Genomic DNA, 19,708 nt, shown 5'->3' on the forward strand with positions numbered 1-19,708 from the left:
CCACAAGCCTTGCAGCGCCTAGCAGATCGAGCGCCGCGCGGGCGGCGCTCGATCTCATAGGCGCTGAATGCCTAACGGCGGACACCTCTCACCGTAAACACAACCTCCAGCCAGACACCTCCAAACACCAACATCCCCTCACCACTATCTATATAGCCATAGCCATTGCATCCCCCACCCCCAATTGCGCACTATATTGCGCACCCCGCCCGCCCAACCACGGACTCCTCCCAAGCATGAACACCCCCCAACGCAGCCTGGTCGCCACGCTGTTCCCCATCGGCCTGCTACTGATCGCCATGGCCTCCATCCAGTCCGGCGCATCGCTGGCCAAAAGCATGTTCCCCATCGTCGGCGCACAAGGCACCACCACCCTGCGCCTGATCTTCGCCAGCATCATCATGGTGCTGTTGCTGCGCCCCTGGCGCGCACGGCTGGATGCCAGCACCCTGCGCAGCGTGATCATCTACGGCATGGCCCTGGGTGGGATGAACTTCCTTTTCTATATGTCCTTGCGCAGCGTCCCACTCGGCATCGCCGTCGCCCTGGAATTCACCGGCCCGCTCACCGTGGCGTTGCTGGCCTCGCGACGAGCATTGGACTTCGTCTGGATCGCCCTGGCCGTCATCGGCCTGTTGCTGCTGATACCCGTCGGCCAGACCGGCAGCGGCATCGACCCGCTTGGTGCCGGCTACGCGCTGGGGGCCGGCGTGTGCTGGGCGCTGTACATTCTATATGGGCAACGCGCCGGAGCCGAAAACGGTATCCAGACCGCGGCTCTGGGGGTGGTGATCGCCGCGCTGTTCGTCGCCCCCATCGGTATTGTCCATGCCGGCAGCGCCCTGCTGACACCCGCCCTGCTCCCGGTGGCCCTGGCCGTGGCGGTACTCTCCACAGCCCTGCCCTACAGCCTGGAAATGGTCGCCCTGACCCGCATGCCTGCCCGCACCTTCGGCACCCTTATGAGCATCGAGCCGGCCTTCGGCGCGCTGTCCGGGCTGCTGTTCCTCGGTGAGCAGCTCACGCTCTGGCAGTGGCTGGCCATTCTTGCGATTATCACCGCGTCAGTAGGGGCGACCCTGTCAATGAAGCGCGAGAGCAACCCACCGGTGGCCGCCGACTGAATTGAGAAATATTTTCATTTGAATGGTTATTCATCCTTGTACCGCTCAGCTTCGCTGATTAAGCTGTCATAAAATCATAATCATGACGCTATCTACTGGGCGGCAAAGGGAAGCCAGGGAACATCAAGGAAGACACGAAGCGCTGACGACTGGCCCGTAAAGTAGTCGGGCCGCATAAGGACAGGAATGAAACGTATTTTGCTCATCCTGGCCATTCTGGCCATGGCCGGATGCGCCGCAACCGCCAACACCGAGGTGAAGCGGGGGAAAAAAGGCCTGCATATCAACTGCTCGGGGCTCTCCTCGTCGTGGGAGAAGTGCTACAACAAGGCGGCCAGCTCCTGCAGCAGCAAAGGCTACAAGGTTATCGCCCGCTCAGGCGACACGGACGAAGAGCCTGGGGACTATGTTTTTGGCATCAACCCCGCTGGCTACACCAGCCGCAGCATGATCGTGATCTGCAAATAACGAAAAGGGCAGCCAAGGGCTGCCCTTTCAGTTTCAGGTTGGTCTCTTTCAGATCGGCGCAGTACGCCGCTCCAACCATGCCAACGCGTCCCCGGCCAGCAACGGGGCCAGTCGTTCGCGCACCCTCTGGTGATAGCGATTCAACCAGGCGATGTCCTCGCCACCAAGCGCCTCGAGCAGCAGGCAGCGCGTGTCGATCGGGCACAGGGTCAGCGTTTCGAACTCGAGGAAGTCACCAAACTCGCTGCTACCCACCTCGCGATTGACCACCAGGTTCTCGATGCGCACGCCCCACTCCCCCGGCCGGTAGGTGCCCGGCTCGATCGAGCTGATCATCCCCGGTTGCATCGCCGTCTGCGGCGCTGGAGCGGCCTGGTAGGCAATCACCTGCGGCCCCTCATGCACATTCATGAAGTAGCCGACACCATGGCCGGTGCCGTGTCCATAGTCGACCCGGTCCGCCCAGATCGGCGCTCGAGCAATGGCATCGAGCAGCGGCGAAAGGATGCCCCGGGGGAAACGCGCCCGCGACAAGGCGATCATGCCCTTGAGTACTCTCGAGCAGTCAGCCTTTTGCGCCTGGCTCGGCTCGCCGACCGGCACCATGCGGGTAATGTCGGTGGTACCACCGAGATATTGGCCACCTGAATCGATCAGCAACAGGCCATTGCCCTCGATCACGGCGTGGGATTCTTCCGTGGCGCGGTAATGCGGCATCGCGCCATTGGCGTTGTAGGCGGCAATCGTGGAGAAGCTCAGCGACACATAGCCAGGGCGACGCGCTCGCGCCGCGCTCAGTTGCTCGTCGATGGTCAGCTCGGTGATCCGCCCCTGCCCTTGATGCGCTTCGAACCAGGCGAAGAACTCGCACAGCGCCGCGCCGTCCTGCTCCATGGCCTGACGGATATGGGCGAGATCCCCTTCCCCCTTGCGCGACTTGCTCAAGGTCGTCGGATTGATGCCCTCGACCAGCCGCACCTGCTCGTGCAGATGGTCCAGCAGCCCACGGGTGACCCGTGCCGGATCCACTAGCAGGCTGGCCGTGGCCGGGATTGCCGCCAGCGCCTCGCCGACCGCTACGTAGTCACGAACCTCGATACCATCGGCCGCCAATACCTGGCGCAGGTGCCCATCGACCTTGTCGCGCCCGACGAACAGGTACGCCTTGTCCTGGCTGAGCAACGCGAAAGAGACGAACACGGGGTTGTAGGAAACATCGCTGCCACGCAGGTTGAACAGCCAGGCGATATCGTCCAGCGTGGCAATGAAATGCCAGTCGGCGCGTTTTTCCTGCAGGGTGCCCCGCAACTCGGCGAGCTTTTGCGCACGATTGACCGTGGCATGGGGTGGCAGGTGCTGGTAGACCGGATTGCCCGGCAACGATGGGCGGTCGCTCCAGACCTCGGCCAGCAGATCGATATCCGTACGCAGCTTTGCGCCCCGCGCCTGCAGACGCTCGCTCAACTGGCGGGCAGCGGCCACTGCCATGACCGCACCATCCACCGCCACGGTACCGTCGACCTGCGCACCCAACCACTCCAACGCGCCTGGCTGCCCGGGCCGCAGCTTCATCAGCTCGATGCCACTGCCGGCCAGCTCCTTGTTCGCCTGCTCCCAATAGCGACTGTCAGCCCAGAGCCCAGCGAAATCAGCCGTGACCACCAGCGTGCCCACCGACCCCTCGAAACCGGACAACCATTGCCGCCCCTGCCAATAGCCAGGCAGGTACTCGGACAGATGCGGGTCGGCCGAGGGCACCAGCAGGGCAGCAACACCCTCCCGGGCCATGGCCTCGCGCACGCGGGCCAGGCGCGCTGGTACGGATTCGTGAAGCGGGGACTGACTGTTCATGCGCACTCCTGCGGATAGGTGTCGACGGGTCCAGGCCGTCGATAATGAAACAGCTGGCGGGCGCCCGCAATCACCACGACCGTAACAAGGCATGCATTGCCCCAAGTGCCCTGCCGACCGTCGATCCTTCCTCCTGAACTAAACAGCCTGCGCGCCTTCAGACCCCTTACACCCCCTGCGAACGCGAGGCTGGCCATGCCCCACTCCCGCGAACCGAAAAGCGCTGTCGTACTGCTCGATACCCGCGAGCACATACCCGGACACGAGCGGGCGACCCAACTGAGGATCGCCGAGTACCTGGCACGCCTGTTGGGCATCGAGCGCGTCGAGCCAGCGCCTATGCCCGACGCCGAAGCATGCTGTTACTACGTGCCGAGCGAAACCTTGGTCGATCCGGCGCGTCAGGCGGTGCTCGGCATCCAGGACGAGAACGACCTTTTTGGCGGAGCCGTCAGTCATCCGCACCTCGCTACCAAGGCCATCTCCCACCCAGTGCCTGCCGACGCCAGCTTTCCGCCCGGCTGGACCGATGCGTTTGCACAGCAAGCCTGCGATGCCCTGCTCCGTGGCTATACGGTGTTTTCCAAGGGCGACACCCGCCGGGCGGCCGAGTTGCTGTTGCGCGAGGGGCCGGTACGCATCAAACCGGTGCTGGCCTGCGCCGGTCGGGGCCAGCAGGTCATCGCTGACGCCCAGGCCCTGGAACCGTTGCTGGAGGGCATGGACGAACAGACGTTGGCACTGTGGGGCCTGGTCCTGGAAGAAGACCTCGACGACGTCGAGACCTTCAGCGTCGGCCAGGTCCGCGTGGCAGGGCTGACCCTCAGCTACCACGGCATCCAGCACCTGACCCGCGATCACGCTGGCAGCGAGGTGTACGGTGGCTCCGATCTGGTGTTCGTGCGTGGCGACTATCAGCAATTGCTGCAATTACCGCTCGCGGATCACCTACGCCTGGCCATCACCCAGGCCATGGCCTACGAACAAGCCGCCGAACGTTACTTCCCCGGATTTATCGCTTCACGCCGTAACTATGACATCGCCCGCGGCCGTGACAGCCACGGCCATCTGCGCAGTGGCGTGCTCGAACAATCCTGGCGCCTGGGTGGCGCCAGCCCGGCCGAGGTCCTGGCATTGACGGCCTTCGCCGAGGATCCGGCGCTGCAGCGGCTATGCGCATCGACCCACGAGGTGTTCGGCCGGGCGCGACTGCCCGCCGACGCCACACTGTTCTATCAGGGGCACGACAGTGAACTCGGACAACTCAGCAAATATGCACGGATACGCGACCATGACCATCGAGAGTGAAACAGTGGAACTGCACGTCGAAGGGGAAACCATCGCCGGCACCCTGGTCAGCCCCGGCAGCCGCATGCCGGGCATCCTTTTCGTCCATGGCTGGGGTGGCAGCCAGCAACGCGACCTTGCCCGCGCCCGGCAGATCACCGGGCTGGGTTGTGTGTGCATGACCTTCGACCTGCGCGGTCACGAAAAAACCGAAAGCCAGCGTCTGACCGTCACCCGCGAACAGAACCTCGACGACTTGCTGGCCGCCTACGACCGCCTGGTCGGTCACCCCGCGGTAGACCCCAGCGCCGTCGCCGTGATCGGCAGCAGCTACGGCGGTTACCTGGCGACACTGCTGAGCACCCGCAGGGCCGTGAAGTGGCTGGCCCTGCGGGTGCCGGCGCTGTATTGGGACGATGAATGGAACACGCCCAAGCAGGGCCTCGACCGCCAACGCCTGAGCGCTTATCGCCTGCGCAGCCTGGGCCCGGCCGACAACCGCGCCCTGGCGGCCTGCGCCGAATTCGGCGGCGACGTGCTGCTGGTGGAGTCGGAGCAGGACGACTACGTGCCACACAGCACACTAATGAGCTACCGCGCGGCTTTCGTCAGCGCCCATTCGATGACTCATCGCCTGGTCGATGGCGCCGACCATGCACTGTCGAGCGAGCAGAGCCAGAAGGCCTACAGCGCGATCCTCACCGCCTGGATCGGCGAGATGGTCATCGGCGCGCGCCTCGACCGCTACCCGCACTACGCGCCTTGGTACGCCTGAGCCACGCCAACTTGGCAATGCAAGCCGCCATCCGCGCCGCGCACCAGGCTGCGCAATGTCTGGTAGGCGGCGAAGTTCACCCCGCGGGCCTGGTACTGGCACAACAGGTCGAGGAACGGCTCCTCGACAAAATAGCCCGCTGCCGCCGCCCAGGCCTGGCGTGACTGCCACTGCAGGTGCTGCAGCACCCGCTGGCCGTCGTCACTGACCTGGATACTGACGTTAAGCAACCCGGCGCAGCGTTGCGCCAACTGCTCGCTACGGGTGACCAGGGCCTCGGCCAGCGCCTCCTGGCGCAGCGCGGGCACGTTGTACTCGATCATCTGGGTGAACCACAGGGAATGGGTGTTGGCCGCCATCGCGGATCTCCTCGTTTCGGACACTTGCAGCAGATGGTCGAGGAGGGTAAAACCTCCAGTTAACTCAAGGTCAAGGATTTTCTTGCCGATGAAATCGCCTTCCTCCCAGGACCGCCTGCTCAGCGTCGGTCAACTAGCGGCACGCAGCGGCGTGGCTGTGACCGCCCTGCACTTCTATGAAACCAAAGGGCTGATCCACAGTACCCGCAATGCCGGCAACCAGCGCCGTTACCCGCGGGCGGTGCTACGCCGGGTGGCGGTGATCAAGATGGCCCAGCGCCTGGGTATTCCCCTGGGCGACATCGCCAGGGCCCTGGATACCCTGCCCTGCGACCACACCCCCACCGCCGGTGACTGGCAGCGCCTGTCGGCGCAATGGCGCGAGGACCTGACCCGGCGCATCGACGAAATGCTCATGCTGCGTGACCAGCTCGATGGCTGTATTGGCTGTGGCTGCATGTCGCTGAAAGAGTGCCCGCTGCGCAATCACCATGACCGCCTGGCCGACGAAGGCCCAGGGCCGCATCCGCCCAGCCAGGCCTGAGGCTCAGCCGCAGATCACCGCGAACCGTCGCCGGTAGTCGCTGGGGGTCATCCCGGTCAGGCGCTGGAACACCTTGCGAAAGGCGCCGGGGTCCTGGTAGCCGACGCCCCAGGCGATCTGTTCGACGCTGCGCCGGGTGAACTCCAGCAAGCGGCAAGCGCGCCCCACCCGGACCTGCTGGGCATACTCGGTGGGGCGCAGGCCGGTGGCGGCGCGAAAACGGCGCAGGAAGGTGCGAGGCTCCAGGCCCGCGCAATGCGCCATGTCCGCCAGGCTGGCAGTTCGGGCTTCATCGCCTTGCAACCAGTGCTGAACCTTCAGCACCGCCTCATCGCCATGCTCCAGCCGGGGCTGGAACAGCGCCCCGGGCAACGGCGCGGGCGCGGGCTCGACCGACAGGTAGCGCGCGGTTTCGCGGGCCAGGCCATGGCCGACGAAACGTTCGATAAGGTGCAAGCCCAGATCAGTCCAGGCCATCAGCCCGGCTGAGGTGATGATATCGCCATCATCGAGCAGCGGCTGACTCCCCTGCACCCGCACCCGGGGGAAGCGCTCGCTCAAGGCCTGCGCGTAGTTCCAGTGAGTGCATGCCGGGCGCCCGTCGAGCAGGCCGCTGCCGGCGATGAGGAATACGCCGATGCACACCGAGGCCAACACCGCGCCCTGGGCATGCAACGCACACAGCGCCGCGCGATGCGCCTGCAGTAACTCGGCCGATGGCGTGGCCGCCAGGCTCGGCGGGATCATCAGCGCGCGCAGGGCATGCCCAGGGCCAGGGTGAGTATCCTCGATCACTTGCAACTGCCCACTGGCATCGAGCTGCCAATGGCTGACCCGAAGCGCCGGCAGGTCGTGATCACCCAACTGCCCGGCCACCCGATTGGCCACCGCGAACAGGTCGGTCATGCCGTGCACGGCCGCACTTTGCGCGCCGGGGTAGCACAGCACGCCGATTTCCAGGCTGTCAGTTTTTGCCGTCATTGTGTCGCTCGCGCCAATCCTCAAACAGATCGGTCAAGCCTATAACTATCGGCAGTTCATCACTACTGCCGCAGGAGGCACCATGAGCAAGCAGGCCCTGATCATCATCGATATCCAGAACGACTACTTCCCCGGTGGCAAATGGACCCTGGACGGTGCCGACGCCGCCGCCGACAACGCAGCGCGCCTGCTGGCCACAGCGCGTGAACGGGGCGATCTGGTGGTGCATGTGCGACATGAGTTCACCAACAGCGATGCGCCATTCTTCGCCCCGGGTTCGGCGGGGGCGCGGATCCACCCCAAGGTGGCGCCGGCGTCGGGTGAGCCGGTGGTACTCAAGCAGCAGGTGAACGCCTTTCGCGACACCGAGCTGAAGGCGGTACTTGATCAGCACGGCGTTACCGCCCTGAGCATCGTTGGCAGCATGAGCCATATGTGTATCGATGCAGCCGTACGCGCCGCGGCGGACTTCGGTTACCCCGTCAAGGTGGCCCACGACGCCTGCGCTACCCTGGCCTTGGACTTCGCTGGCAAGCAGGTAGCCGCAGCGGATGTACAGGCCGCGTCGATGGCGGCGCTGGCGTTTGCCTATGCCGAGGTGGTGAGCACCGACGAGCTGCTGCGCGCCTGAGAGCCTCGCCAGCGCAATACCGGCACGGCCGGTGCCCACAGTTGGCCGTTGGCCAAGCGTTCAGATCACCACGTTGCGGACAAAGCGCACGCTCACCTCGCCGTCATTGCGGTAGGCGTAGCGGCAATCGCTGGGGAAGACAAAGAACTCGCCCCGGGCCAACTGCCGCTCGCCGCCCTCAATGATCAGGGTCAGGCAGCCTTCGGCCACATAGATCTGCTCGCTCCAGCCGGCCGCGTCGGCTTCGCTGGCGTAGCATTCGCCAGGCGCCAGGGTCCACTCCCACAGCTCCACCTCGCGCCGTGCCGGGCTGCTGCCCAGCAATACGGCTCGGCTGGCGGGGTGCTCGCCAGCCCAGGCCAGCTCGTCGATACGGCTGGGATCTCGGTGCTCTGGCGCCTGGATCAACGTACTGAATGCCACCCCCAGCGCTTCGGCGATCAGGTCAAGGGTGGTCAGGCTGACATTCTTCTCGCCCGCCTCGATGGCCACCAGCATTCGCCGGCTGACCCCGGAACGCTCGGCCAGGACGCTCTGGCTCAGACCAGCATCGCTACGCAGGCGGCGAACGTTCTGGCTGACATGCTGCAGCACCGAAGCACGGTGCTCGGAATTTTTGTGCACTATATTGCTCACTGGTAGGGGCTGCGCAGTATACTGCCCACTTTGCGGCGAATTGTGCGCCGCCCCTTCCGAGCACGCAAGACCATGAGCCAGACCGCCCCCAGCACAGCCGCCATCACCTTCCGCCTGAGCAAGGCCGAACTGGTGCTGGTGTTCATCACCATGCTCTGGGGCGGCACCTTCCTCATCGTGCACAACGTCATGACCGTCAGCGGGCCGATGTTCTTCGTCGGCCTGCGCTTCGCCGCCGCCGCCCTGTTCGTCGGGCTGGTTTCGGCGCGCTCGTTGCCGGGGCTGACCTTCACCGAGCTCAAGGCCGGGTTGCTCATCGGCGTGTCGATCATGCTCGGCTACGGCCTGCAGACCATGGGCCTGCAAACCATCAGCAGCAGCCAGTCGGCCTTTATTACCGCGCTGTACGTGCCGTTCGTGCCGCTGCTGCAATGGCTGGTGCTGGGGCGTCGCCCGGGATTGATGCCGAGCATCGGCATCTGCCTGGCGTTCGTCGGCCTGATGCTGCTGGCCGGCCCCGAGGGCGGCTCGCTGCATTTCAGCGAGGGTGAACTGGTGACCCTGGTCAGCGCCGTGGCGATCGCCGGCGAGATCATCCTGATCAGCCGCTACGCCGGCAAGGTGGACGTGCGTCGGGTCACCGTGGTGCAACTGGCCACCGCCTCGGCGCTGGCATTCCTGATGATCGTACCGACCCAGGAGCGCATTGCCGATTTTTCCTGGTTGCTGGTGGCCAGCGCCGTGGGCCTGGGGGCGATGAGCGCGGTGATCCAGGTGGCGATGAATTGGGCGCAGAAGTCGGTTTCGCCGACCCGCGCCACGCTGATCTATGCCGGCGAACCGGTATGGGCCGGGATTGTCGGGCGTATTGCCGGCGAACGCCTGCCTGGCGTGGCCCTGATCGGCGGCCTGCTGATCGTGCTGGCGGTGGTGGTGAGCGAGTTGAAGATTCGCCGTCAGGATCAAGCCGACGCCTTGCAGGACGATGAGCCGCGTCAGCGCGAGGCGGGACTGTAGCCCACACGACGACCCCAGCAGCCTCATGCCTTGAACCAGACCTGTGGCAGCCGGCTTGCTGGCGATGGGCTGCAAAGCAGCCCCACGGGCGCGCGCTCAGCCGCTATGCTCTGTAAAAAACTGTTATAAAAAAACAGCGTGTCACAGCACATTTGTAGGATCCTGCAACCGCTTGCGTGTTGGTGATCAACCGACCGGCACGTATGATCCTTGGCAAACTTCTCCAGAATAAAACGCTATGTCATTGATTGTGCTATTGCTTCTGCCCTTCGTGGGCAGTTGCCTGGCGGCTGTACTGCCGCACAACGCACGTAACGCCGAGTCCATCCTCGCTGGGCTCGTGGCCCTGGTCGGCACCGTCCAGGTAGCGTTGCTGTACCCGCAAGTCGCCCACGGCGGGGTCATTCGCGAGGAGCTGCTGTGGCTGCCCAGCCTGGGCATGAACCTGGTCCTGCGCATGGATGGCTTCGCCTGGCTGTTCAGCCTGCTGGTGCTGGGCATTGGCACCCTGGTGTCGCTGTACGCCCGCTACTACATGTCGCCACAAGACCCGGTGCCGCGGTTCTTCGCGTTCTTCCTGGCGTTCATGGGCGCCATGCTCGGCCTGGTGATCTCCGGCAACCTGATCCAGCTGGTGTTCTTCTGGGAGTTGACCAGCCTGTTCTCGTTCCTGCTGATCGGCTACTGGCACCACCGCGCCGACGCCCGCCGCGGTGCCTACATGGCCCTGATGGTCACCGGGGCCGGCGGCTTGTGCCTGCTGGTCGGAGCCCTGCTGCTCGGCCATGTGGTCGGCAGCTATGACCTGGACAAGGTCCTGGCTGCCGGCGACACCATCCGCCAGCATGCGCTGTACCCGGTGCTGCTGCCCCTGATCCTGCTCGGTGCGTTGAGTAAAAGCGCGCAATTCCCCTTCCAGTTCTGGCTGCCCCATGCCATGGCGGCGCCCACCCCCGTCTCGGCTTACCTGCACTCGGCGACCATGGTCAAGGCCGGGGTGTTCCTGCTCGCGCGCCTGTGGCCGGTGCTCTCGGGCAGCGAGGAATGGTTCTGGATCGTCGGCGGCGCCGGCGCCGCCACCTTGCTGCTCGGTGCCTTCGCCGCGATGTTCCAGAACGACCTCAAGGGTCTTCTGGCCTACTCGACCATCAGCCACCTGGGCCTGATCACCCTGCTGCTGGGCCTGAACAGCCCGCTGGCCGCCGTGGCCGCGGTGTTCCACATCCTCAACCACGCCACCTTCAAGGCCTCGCTGTTCATGGCCGCGGGGATCATCGACCACGAGAGCGGCACCCGCGACATCCGCCGCCTCAGCGGCCTGTTCCGGCTGGTGCCGTTCACCGCCACCCTGGCCATGGTCGCCAGTGCCTCGATGGCCGGCGTGCCATTGATGAACGGCTTCCTGTCCAAGGAGATGTTCTTCGCCGAGACCGTGTTCATCAGCTCCACCGCCTGGGTCGAGGCCGCGCTGCCGGTGATCGCCACCCTGGCCGGGACCTTCAGCGTGGCCTACGCGCTGCGCTTCACGGTCGATGTGTTCTTCGGCCCGCCAGCCCAGGACTTGCCACACACCCCCCACGAACCGCCGCGCTGGATGCGCGCGCCGGTCGAGCTGCTGGTGCTCACCTGCCTGGTGGTCGGCATCTTCCCGGCACAATCGGTCGGCCCGCTGCTGGCCGCCGCCGCGCTGCCGGTGGTCGGCGGTACCCTGCCCGAGTACAGCCTGGCCATCTGGCACGGCTGGAACGCCCCGCTGATCATGAGCCTGATCGCCATGTGCGGCGGCATCGTCCTCTACCTGCTGCTGCGCAAGCAGTTGCAACGCGGCCGCTTCCCCTACCCGCCGCTGATCGAGCGGTTCAACGGCAAGCGCCTGTTCGAACACGGCCTGGTCCGCCTGATGCTGCTGGCCCGCCACCTCGAACGGCTGCTGACCACCCGCCGTCTGCAGACCCAGCTGTTCATGCTGGTGCTGGCGGCCTTCATCGCCGGCCTGGTGCCGCTGCTATACAGTGGCCTGAGCTGGGGCGACCGGCCGAAGATCCCCGGTTCCGGCGTGTTCGTCGCGCTGTGGTTGATCGCCATTGCCTGCGCCATTGGCGCCGCCTACCAGGCCAAGTACCACCGCCTGGCGGCGCTGATCATGGTCGGCGTCTGCGGCCTGATGACCTGCATTACCTTCGTCTGGTTCTCCGCCCCCGACCTGGCCCTGACCCAGTTGGCGGTCGAGGTGGTGACCACCGTGCTGATCCTGCTTGGCCTGCGCTGGCTGCCCCGGCGTATCGAAGGCGTCTCGCCACTGCCCGGCAGCCAGGAGCGCGCGCGCCTGCGGCGCCTGCGCGACCTGGTGCTGGCGGTGCTGGTGGGAGGCGGCATGGCGCTGTTGTCCTACGCCATGCTCACCCGCCCAACGCCAAACGACATCTCCTCGTTCTACCTCAGCCGCGCCCTGCCGCAAGGTGGCGGCACCAATGTGGTGAACGTGATGCTGGTGGACTTCCGCGGCTTCGACACCCTCGGCGAGATCACCGTGCTGGTGGCGGTGGCACTGACCGTGTTCGCCCTGCTGCGCCGCTTCCGCCCACCCAAGGAGAGTATGCAGTTGCCAGCCCAGCAGCGTCAGCTGGCACCGGACGTGGTCACCGACCTGGTCAACCCCCGCCATGCCACCGATACCGCGCTGGGCTTCATGATGGTGCCGGCCGCGCTGGTGCGGCTGCTGCTGCCGATCGCCCTGCTGGTTTCGATGTACCTGTTCATGCGCGGCCACAACCAACCGGGCGGCGGCTTCGTCGCCGGCTTGGTGATGTCGGTGGCGTTCATCCTCCAGTACATGGTCGCCGGCACCCAGTGGGTCGAGGCGCAGATGAGCCTGCGCCCGCTGCGCTGGATGGGTACTGGCCTGCTCTGCGCCACCCTCACTGGCGCCGGGGCGATGCTGCTCGGCTACCCGTTCCTGACCACCCACACCGCCCACCTGCACCTGCCGCTGCTGGGTGACGTGCACGTGGCCAGCGCACTGTTCTTCGACATCGGCGTGTACACCGTGGTGGTCGGTTCGACCCTGCTAATCCTCACCGCCCTGGCGCACCAGTCGGTGCGCGCCTACCGCCCGGGCAATCCCGGCAAATCCAGCCAAGCAGGAGCCGCCTGATGGAAGAAGTCATTGCAGTCGCCATCGGCGTGCTGGCCGCCTCCGGGGTATGGCTGGTACTGCGCCCACGTACCTACCAGGTGATCATGGGCCTGTGCCTGCTGTCCTACGGCGTCAACCTGTTCATCTTCAGCATGGGCAGCCTGTTCATCGGCCGTGAGCCGATCATCAAGGACGGCGTGCCGCAAGATCTGCTGCACTACACCGACCCTTTGCCCCAGGCGTTGGTGCTGACCGCCATCGTCATCAGCTTTGCCATGACCGCGCTGTTCCTGGTGGTGCTGCTGGCATCGCGCGGGCTGACCGGCACCGACCACGTCGACGGCCGGGAGCGTGAAGAATGAGCGGGATGAGCCAACTGATCATTGCCCCGATCCTGCTGCCGCTGATCACCGCGGCGCTAATGCTGCTGATCGGCGAAAAACACCGCTGGCTCAAGGCACGGCTGAACCTGCTGTCCACCTTCGCCGGGCTCGGCATCGCCATCACCCTGCTGACCTGGGTGCGCACCCAGGGCCAGGCCGAGTCCATCGGTGTCTACCTGCCGGGCAACTGGCCGGCGCCGTTCGGCATCGTGCTGGTGGTCGACCACCTTTCAGCGCTGCTGCTGGTGCTGACCGGCATCGTCGGCAGCAGCGCGCTGCTGTTCGCCCGCGCCCGCTGGGATGGTGCCGGGGCCAGCTTCCACGCGCTGTTCCAGATCCAGCTCATGGGCCTGTACGGCGCGTTCCTCACCGCCGACCTGTTCAACCTGTTCGTGTTCTTCGAAGTGCTGCTGGCAGCCTCCTACGGCTTGCTGTTGCACGGCTCGGGGCGCGCACGGGTCAAGGCCGGCCTGCACTACATTGCCATCAACCTGTTCGCCTCATCGCTGTTCCTGGTGGGCGCAGCCATGCTCTATGGCGTGACCGGCACCCTGAACATGGCTGACCTGGCACTGAAGGTGCCACTGGTCCCCGAGGCCGACCGCGGCCTGCTGCACGCCGGCGCGGCGATCCTGGCCATCGCCTTCCTGGCCAAGGCCGGGATCTGGCCGCTGAACTTCTGGTTGGTGCCGGCCTACTCCTCGGCCAGCGCACCGGTGGCCGCGCTGTTCGCGATCATGACCAAGGTTGGCCTGTACGCCGTGCTGCGCCTGTGGAGCTTGCTGTTCTCCAGCCAAGCCGGGGCCTCGGCGCAGTTCGGTGGCGAATGGTTGGTGTACGGTGGCCTGGCGACCCTGGCCGTGGCCGCGGCGTCGATCCTCGCCGCCCAGCGCCTGGAGCGTCTGGCGGCCCTGAGCATCCTGGTCTCGGCCGGCACCCTGATGGCCGCCATCGGCTTCGGCCAAGCGGTACTGACCGGCGCCGCGCTGTTCTACCTGGCCAGCTCCACCCTGGCGCTGTGCGCGCTGTTCCTGCTGGCCGAGCTGGTCGAGCGCTCGCGCTCGGCCAACGAGGCGCCGCTGGATGACGAAGAAGATGTGATGCCCTCACCGCTCGAGTCGCTGCACCCACCCAAGGGCATCAACCTCGACGACGAGCAGAAGGCGGTGATCGGCCAGATCATTCCCTGGACCATGGCCTTCCTCGGCCTGAGCTTCATTGCCTGCGCCCTGTTGATCATCGGCATGCCGCCGCTGTCGGGCTTCATCGGCAAGCTCAACCTGATCAGCGCGCTGTTCAATCCCAACGGCCTGGGTATCGCCCCCGAGCAACCGTTGGGCGCAGCGGGCTGGGCCTTGGTCAGCCTGCTGATTCTCTCGGGCATGGCTTCGCTGATCGCCTTTGGCCGCGTCGGCATCCAACGCTTCTGGAAGCCCGAGGAGCGTCCTTCGCCAGCGTTGCGCCGCTACGAGTGCCTGCCCATCGTCATGCTCCTGGGCCTGTGCATCTTCCTCAGTCTCAAGGCCGAGCCGCTGCTGCGCTATACCCAGGACACCGCCGCCAACCTGCAGGCGCCTGACCGCTACATCGAAGCAGTAATGGCGACCCGGCCGCAGCCCGGCCCGACCACCGCCAGCGCCGAGGTGACGCCATGAACCGCCTGTTCCCCGCGCCGCTGCTGTCGCTGGCGCTGTTCGCCCTGTGGCTGCTACTGAACCTGTCGATGAGCCCGGGCAACCTGCTGTTGGCTGCCGCGCTGGGGGTGCTGGCGCCCATCCTGATGGCGCCACTGCGCCCGCAGCATGCCCACGTCCGCCGGCCACTGACGATCGCCCGGCTGATCTGCCGGGTCGGTACCGATGTGATCCTCTCCAACCTGCAGGTGGCCCGTGGCGTGCTGCGCGCCGGTAGTACGCCGCCGCGCTCGGCGTTCGTGCACATTCCGCTGACGCTGCGCGATGCCCATGGGCTGGCAGCCTTGTCGATGATCACTACAGTGGTACCGGGCACGGTCTGGTCGGAACTGGCGCTGGACCGCAGCGTACTGCTCCTGCATGTGTTCGACCTGGAGGACGAGGCGGCTTTCATCGCGCACTTCAAGCACACCTACGAACGCCCGCTGATGGAGATCTTCGAATGAGCGGCCTGCTTGCCAATGCCGTCCTCGCCAGCCTGTTCATCTTCGCCCTGGCCATGGGCCTGGCGCTAATCCGGCTGTTCCGCGGGCCTTCCGCCCAGGACCGGGTGCTGGCGCTGGACTACCTGTACATCCTGGGCATGTTGATGATGCTGGTGCTGGGCATTCGCTACGCCAGTGATACCTACTTCGAGGGCGCGCTGCTGATCGCCCTGTTCGGCTTTGTCGGCTCGTTCGCCCTGGCCAAGTTCCTGCTGCGTGGCGAGGTGATCGAATGAGTGAAACCGTCGAACTGCCGTTCTGGCTGGAGTTGCTGGTGTCTGCCCTGCTATTGCTGGGCAGCCTGTTCGCCCTGATCGGCGCCATCGGCATGCTACGCCTGAAGGATTTCTTCCAACGCATGCATCCGCCCGCGCTGGCCTCGACCATCGGCGCCTGGTGCGTGGCGCTGGCCTCGATCCTGTACTTTTCGCTGCTCAAGCAAAGCCCGGTGCTGCACGCCTGGCTGATTCCGATCCTGCTGTCGATCACCGTGCCGGTCACCACACTGTTGCTGGCGCGAGCGGCACTGTTTCGCAAGCGCACCTCGGGCGAAGCAGTGCCCGAGGAAGTCAGCAGTGGCCGGGATCGGGGTAATTGACCAGGTGCTCACAGCCTTTGTGGCAGCGCCGAGGCTTGGAGAACAGGCATATCCCGCGTCATTCAGGATGAGCGGGCCTGGCTCAAACGCTGCAGCTCACGCCGCACCATCGCCGCATAGGGCGCAGGCTTGAGCCGATACAACTCACCCGCCACCCAGTCGAGCCAGGCGCCCTGCAGTGCATCACGCCGCGCCAGCAGCCGCTCGGCCTCCTGGTTCGCCTGGGCCTGATACTGTCGGTGAAAGTCCGCCCGGGACTCGCTCACTCGCTGGCCTTAAAGGTGGTCAGCTCGCCTTTGCGCCACTTGGCGACCTTGCCGGTCACCGCCTTGAGCAACTTGCCCAGGCCTTCCTGTACCTGTTGCTGCGCGGCGAATACCAGCATCACGCCGTGACCGTCGCGAAACACGATCCCATCGCCCTCCGGCACCGAGACAAAGGCGTAATCGCCCTGGCCGTAGACGTTCAACTTGATCTCGCGAAAACGCAGCTCCAGCTTGCCGCCTTCGCGGCTGGGCAGCACGGCGGCGCGAAAGTGGTCACCCACTTTCAGCTCCAGGCGTTGCTTGTCATCGACCACCATCGCGTCATCGGTGTCGATCTCGGCCATGTACAGACCTTCCGGGTTCTGCTCGGTGACATAGATGAAACGCCCATGGAACAGCTTGACCAACTTGGCGCGCAAGTCGCCCAAGGCGAACAGGGCATGGGTATCCAGAGTACTGACTGCCAATGAAAGGCTCCTCACATCGATTGCAATCGGCCACGCCACATACGCCTGTCGCGTCAGGTGGCTGCCACTTAAAAGTCAGGCCCGCAGGGCCGTGAAACCAGGCCGCGAAGCATCCACCCGGCAAACCTTGCGAGCAATCGGGAAAGGATTCACCCAGCCACTGCAAGGCGGCGCGAAGTAAGCTTCGGCATGATTCCGTAATAGGAAACGTAATGTCTGACAGTAAAAAGGCCAGAAAGGATGCGACAAACAGTGTCACCGCTTTCGCCAGAAAGGGCCGCTGAGCTTCAGTCGCGCATTACAGGGGAACGAATATGCACGAAAACACTGAAATCCGTCGAGAGGCACGCAACAATTCGTGTCTGGGAATACCTCGTTACATCGTCATTCCCGCCGGTATTGCCTTTTATCATATCGCCGAACGCGACACAGGCCGAGTGAGAGGGTTTCGCCAGCGCCACAAGGATGCCTGCGAGCTGGCTCGCCACTTCGAACGCCGAATTCAGGCCGCCTGACACCTGGCCAGTTGCGCCTGCCAGGCCGCCTGGCACTCCAGCGCCTCGTCGCGGCTGGCGAACGCCGTGCCGCGGCGTTCGCCATCGACCAGCACCACCCAGCACAGCCGCCAGCCCAGCGCCTGGAACGACCGCGGTACACCACTACCGATCATCACCGCCACATCGACTCGGCTATTCATCATCCCCTCCGGAATTTAATTAGCAACCTAACGATGTGCACATGATACGGCCTGCCGGGAGCAAAGAACAGCACCTGCCAGTACAGCTGTATTGCAGCCAAGGCAACAAAGGTACGTCAATCCAGCCCCGGTTCCGGACGATAACCCAGGCGCAGCCCACCCCAGTGCCGCCCCAGGACAAAGATCGGTACCGACAGGTCGTGCATCAGCTCACCCGTATCGCGGGTATAGGTTTGCAACAACAGCCGCTGTTGGTGGCTACCGCAGCGAATGCCAGTGCGATCGTCGAAGGTGCGTTTGCTGCGGTTGTGCGCGGTGTCGTGCTGCGTATCACCGGTCAACGACTGGTTGAACGCATTGTTATGGGTGGGGACATAGCCCTGCTGGGTACAGGCGATGGCATAAACCACCCCCTCATGCTGCAACAGCGGCTCCTGGATCTGCGGCAACACCTTGTCGGTGTACTGATCGAAACGCGTGGTGTAGCGCGGCGGCTGCATACCGGGGATCGGCCGATAGTGGCGATCGAACAAATCGTCGAGACTGATCCGCCCCTGCTCGATATCGGCCTCGAAGCGCTCGCCGATTTGCCGCACGCCCTCCTGGGCCAGCTCGAAAACCCGCTGGTGGTAGGCGTCCAGCCCGACTTCGGCCAGGCGCTCGCTGAGGTTTTCGACCTGCCCCTCCATTTGCACCGCGGCCTTGGCCAGGCGCCGAGTCTGCTGGTCGCTGACTTCAAGGTCGCTGCGCACTTGGGCCACGGCCTGGAACAAGGTATCGAGCTGGGCCTGGTTGGTCTGCGTACCTTCGGCGATCTCACCCACCTGCCCTTCGACACTGGCCGCCAACTCGGCGATCTGCGTCAACTGCCCGCCGGTGTGCTCGACTTGCTCGACGCCAAGGCCAAGGTCATCGGCCAGCCCACGGATCTGCGCCACCACCTGGGCTGTACGCGCCTGGATGTCCGCCACCATCTGCCCGACCTCCTCGGTGGCACTGGCAGTGCGTCCGGCCAGGCCACGCACTTCGTCGGCGACCACCGCGAAGCCACGCCCGTGCTCGCCGGCACGCGCCGCTTCGATGGCAGCGTTAAGGGCCAGCAGGTTGGTCTGGCTGGCAATGGCCTGGATCACTAAGGTGACCCGGGCGATGTCCTCGCTGCGCTGGTGCAATGCTTCTATCAGCTCGCGGCTGGCGCTGGCCCGTGCGCTCAGGTCTCGCATGCTCTGGATCGACTCGGCGAGCACCAGGCTGCCCGCCACACTGCTGCGATGGGCCGAACGCGCGGCATCCAGGGCTTGTTGGCTGAGCTGGGCGGTGGCCTGTTCGGTGCTGATCATGATCTCGGCGCTGCCGACGATCTCTTGGGCGGCGCCCAGTTGCGATTGCACCCGAGCCGCCAATTGCTGCACAGAGTGGGCCACCGCCGCCGCCGACAGGGCGTTGTGGCTGGTACCGCGCGCCAGTTCCTGTAGCAAGTCACTGCTCTTGCCATCCGCAGGGGTTGCCTGCACTGGCGCCGGGCGCCACCCCTGGGGAAGCCATAGCACCAACAGCCCCAGGGGTATGGCCAGGTACAAGGCCAGCCCAGCGTAGGCCATGGCTGTCAGCAACGCGCACACAGCCACCCCCTGCACCAGGGCGATACCGGTAAGGGTTCGCGCAGGCACTGGCTGCACGGGCTCTACCGTCGACAGAGATCCTTCTCGCATCATCTTCGTGGTCCATCCGCATGTCGTTTTTGTGACGTCATTAAACGCCACTATAACGCCATTATCCAAGCGCCCTCAGGCACAAGACAGCCACGCTTGATGCAAGACAAGAAAACACGAAGGCCCCAGGGATCGCTCCGTGGGGCCTTGCGCAAGGCGCTGGATCAGATCTGCCGCTGGTGGCGGTCGAGCTGTTCGTGACGCTCCTGGGCTTCGATGCAGTACTTGGTGGTCGGGCTGATCAGCAGGCGCTTCAAGCCAATCGGCTCGCCGCTGTCGTCACACCAGCCAAAGCTTTCGTCGCTGATGCGGTCCAGGGCCATCTCCAACTGCGGCAGCAGGCGCTGGTCGCGGTCGATGGCGTTTACCAGCCAAGTGCGTTCCTCTTCCACCGACGCCACGTCGGCAGGGTCCGACGGGCTGTCCAGGCTTTCGATGGAAGTACGGCTAAGTTCGATGCGCTCGTGGGTTTCGACTTTCATCGCCTGCAGCAGCGCGGTGAAGAACGCGAGCTGTTCGGCGTTCATGTAGTCATCGGCCGACATGGCCAGCAACTGTTCCTTGGTCATCGATTTCTCTATGAAAAAATGTGCATAT

The 19,708-nt window shown here is 64.9% G+C and carries 22 protein-coding genes; 13 read left to right on the forward strand and 9 right to left on the reverse strand.

All coding sequences use genetic code 11. From position 1 onward, the window contains the following. Positions 1–236: 236 nt before the first annotated feature. Both rhtA and ACODS5_RS15825 read left to right on the forward strand, forming a co-directional pair. Positions 237–1,124 (forward strand): threonine/homoserine exporter RhtA, encoded by an 888-nt coding sequence (rhtA, locus tag ACODS5_RS15820; RefSeq protein WP_489109087.1) that lies wholly within the window; start codon positions 237–239, stop codon positions 1,122–1,124. A 186-nt stretch (positions 1,125–1,310) separates the two neighbouring features. Continuing rightward, positions 1,311–1,592: a hypothetical protein gene (locus tag ACODS5_RS15825; protein ID WP_134692638.1), complete on the forward strand. Its 282-nt coding sequence runs from the start codon at positions 1,311–1,313 to the stop codon at positions 1,590–1,592. A 48-nt stretch (positions 1,593–1,640) separates the two neighbouring features. Here the strand turns inward: ACODS5_RS15825 and ACODS5_RS15830 are convergent, their stop codons facing one another. After that, positions 1,641–3,443 (reverse strand): aminopeptidase P family protein, encoded by a 1,803-nt coding sequence (locus tag ACODS5_RS15830; protein ID WP_489109088.1) that lies wholly within the window; start codon positions 3,441–3,443, stop codon positions 1,641–1,643. A 195-nt stretch (positions 3,444–3,638) separates the two neighbouring features. On the opposite strand from ACODS5_RS15830, the gene ACODS5_RS15835 reads away from it, so the two are divergent. Together ACODS5_RS15835 and ACODS5_RS15840 are read left to right on the forward strand one after the other, a co-directional pair. After that, positions 3,639–4,751, forward strand: coding sequence for a DUF3182 family protein (locus tag ACODS5_RS15835; protein ID WP_489109089.1), 1,113 nt, complete (start codon positions 3,639–3,641; stop codon positions 4,749–4,751). Then, the gene (locus tag ACODS5_RS15840; RefSeq protein ID WP_134692636.1) at positions 4,735–5,505 is read left to right on the forward strand and encodes an alpha/beta hydrolase family protein; all 771 of its coding nucleotides are present in this window, start codon (positions 4,735–4,737) and stop codon (positions 5,503–5,505) included. Before ACODS5_RS15835 ends, ACODS5_RS15840 begins: the two co-directional genes overlap by 17 nt. On the opposite strand, the gene ACODS5_RS15845 is transcribed toward ACODS5_RS15840, so the two are convergent. Then, complete coding sequence (locus tag ACODS5_RS15845; protein ID WP_134692635.1) at positions 5,484–5,864, reverse strand: antibiotic biosynthesis monooxygenase; 381 nt, start codon at positions 5,862–5,864, stop codon at positions 5,484–5,486. The two genes, ACODS5_RS15840 and ACODS5_RS15845, sit on opposite strands and share 22 nt — an antisense overlap. A gap of 88 nt (positions 5,865–5,952) precedes the next feature. Here ACODS5_RS15845 and soxR point away from each other — a divergent pair, with 88 nt between their 5' ends. Then, positions 5,953–6,408, forward strand: coding sequence for a redox-sensitive transcriptional activator SoxR (gene soxR / locus ACODS5_RS15850; RefSeq protein ID WP_302467656.1), 456 nt, complete (start codon positions 5,953–5,955; stop codon positions 6,406–6,408). A gap of 3 nt (positions 6,409–6,411) precedes the next feature. Here soxR and ACODS5_RS15855 read toward each other — a convergent pair whose 3' ends face one another. Beyond that, positions 6,412–7,389 carry a GlxA family transcriptional regulator gene (locus ACODS5_RS15855; RefSeq protein ID WP_489109090.1) on the reverse strand — a complete coding sequence of 326 codons (978 nt, stop codon included), beginning with the start codon at positions 7,387–7,389 and terminating at the stop codon, positions 6,412–6,414. 82 nt (positions 7,390–7,471) lie between these two features. On the opposite strand from ACODS5_RS15855, the gene ACODS5_RS15860 reads away from it, so the two are divergent. Continuing rightward, the gene (locus ACODS5_RS15860; protein WP_489109091.1) at positions 7,472–8,020 is read left to right on the forward strand and encodes a cysteine hydrolase family protein; all 549 of its coding nucleotides are present in this window, start codon (positions 7,472–7,474) and stop codon (positions 8,018–8,020) included. 60 nt (positions 8,021–8,080) lie between these two features. Here ACODS5_RS15860 and ACODS5_RS15865 read toward each other — a convergent pair whose 3' ends face one another. After that, complete coding sequence (locus tag ACODS5_RS15865; protein ID WP_134692631.1) at positions 8,081–8,644, reverse strand: helix-turn-helix domain-containing protein; 564 nt, start codon at positions 8,642–8,644, stop codon at positions 8,081–8,083. An 84-nt stretch (positions 8,645–8,728) separates the two neighbouring features. Between ACODS5_RS15865 and ACODS5_RS15870 the strand changes: the two genes are divergently transcribed. From ACODS5_RS15870 to ACODS5_RS15900, 7 genes are all read left to right on the forward strand, one after another. Then, entirely contained in the window at positions 8,729–9,673 is a 945-nt protein-coding gene (locus ACODS5_RS15870) for a DMT family transporter (protein WP_134692630.1), read from the forward strand. 238 nt (positions 9,674–9,911) lie between these two features. Then, positions 9,912–12,827, forward strand: coding sequence for a monovalent cation/H+ antiporter subunit A (locus ACODS5_RS15875; protein ID WP_134692629.1), 2,916 nt, complete (start codon positions 9,912–9,914; stop codon positions 12,825–12,827). Then, positions 12,827–13,171, forward strand: a complete 345-nt coding sequence (locus ACODS5_RS15880) for a Na+/H+ antiporter subunit C (RefSeq protein WP_134692628.1) — start codon at positions 12,827–12,829, stop codon at positions 13,169–13,171. The genes ACODS5_RS15875 and ACODS5_RS15880 overlap by 1 nt, the downstream gene beginning before the upstream one ends. Continuing rightward, positions 13,168–14,847: a monovalent cation/H+ antiporter subunit D gene (locus ACODS5_RS15885; RefSeq protein WP_489109092.1), complete on the forward strand. Its 1,680-nt coding sequence runs from the start codon at positions 13,168–13,170 to the stop codon at positions 14,845–14,847. Before ACODS5_RS15880 ends, ACODS5_RS15885 begins: the two co-directional genes overlap by 4 nt. After that, positions 14,844–15,332, forward strand: a complete 489-nt coding sequence (locus ACODS5_RS15890; RefSeq protein WP_134692626.1) for a Na+/H+ antiporter subunit E — start codon at positions 14,844–14,846, stop codon at positions 15,330–15,332. The genes ACODS5_RS15885 and ACODS5_RS15890 overlap by 4 nt, the downstream gene beginning before the upstream one ends. Beyond that, positions 15,329–15,607: a K+/H+ antiporter subunit F gene (locus ACODS5_RS15895; protein ID WP_186660462.1), complete on the forward strand. Its 279-nt coding sequence runs from the start codon at positions 15,329–15,331 to the stop codon at positions 15,605–15,607. The genes ACODS5_RS15890 and ACODS5_RS15895 overlap by 4 nt, the downstream gene beginning before the upstream one ends. Further along, positions 15,604–15,969, forward strand: a complete 366-nt coding sequence (locus ACODS5_RS15900; protein WP_134692624.1) for a Na+/H+ antiporter subunit G — start codon at positions 15,604–15,606, stop codon at positions 15,967–15,969. Before ACODS5_RS15895 ends, ACODS5_RS15900 begins: the two co-directional genes overlap by 4 nt. Positions 15,970–16,031: 62 nt before the next feature. Here the strand turns inward: ACODS5_RS15900 and ACODS5_RS15905 are convergent, their stop codons facing one another. From ACODS5_RS15905 to ACODS5_RS15925, 5 genes are all read right to left on the reverse strand, one after another. Beyond that, positions 16,032–16,235 (reverse strand): hypothetical protein, encoded by a 204-nt coding sequence (locus ACODS5_RS15905; protein WP_134692623.1) that lies wholly within the window; start codon positions 16,233–16,235, stop codon positions 16,032–16,034. Beyond that, positions 16,232–16,702: a hypothetical protein gene (locus ACODS5_RS15910; RefSeq protein WP_134692622.1), complete on the reverse strand. Its 471-nt coding sequence runs from the start codon at positions 16,700–16,702 to the stop codon at positions 16,232–16,234. Before ACODS5_RS15910 ends, ACODS5_RS15905 begins: the two co-directional genes overlap by 4 nt. 502 nt (positions 16,703–17,204) lie before the next feature. Next, on the reverse strand, positions 17,205–17,399 hold the full coding sequence (locus ACODS5_RS15915; protein ID WP_134692620.1) for a hypothetical protein: 195 nt from the start codon (positions 17,397–17,399) through the stop codon (positions 17,205–17,207). A gap of 116 nt (positions 17,400–17,515) precedes the next feature. Next, positions 17,516–19,114 carry a methyl-accepting chemotaxis protein gene (locus ACODS5_RS15920; RefSeq protein ID WP_489109093.1) on the reverse strand — a complete coding sequence of 533 codons (1,599 nt, stop codon included), beginning with the start codon at positions 19,112–19,114 and terminating at the stop codon, positions 17,516–17,518. A 161-nt stretch (positions 19,115–19,275) separates the two neighbouring features. Then, entirely contained in the window at positions 19,276–19,680 is a 405-nt protein-coding gene (locus ACODS5_RS15925) for a TraR/DksA family transcriptional regulator (protein WP_134692618.1), read from the reverse strand. Positions 19,681–19,708 lie beyond the last annotated feature (28 nt).

The organism is Pseudomonas sp. FG47 (assembly GCF_057809115.1).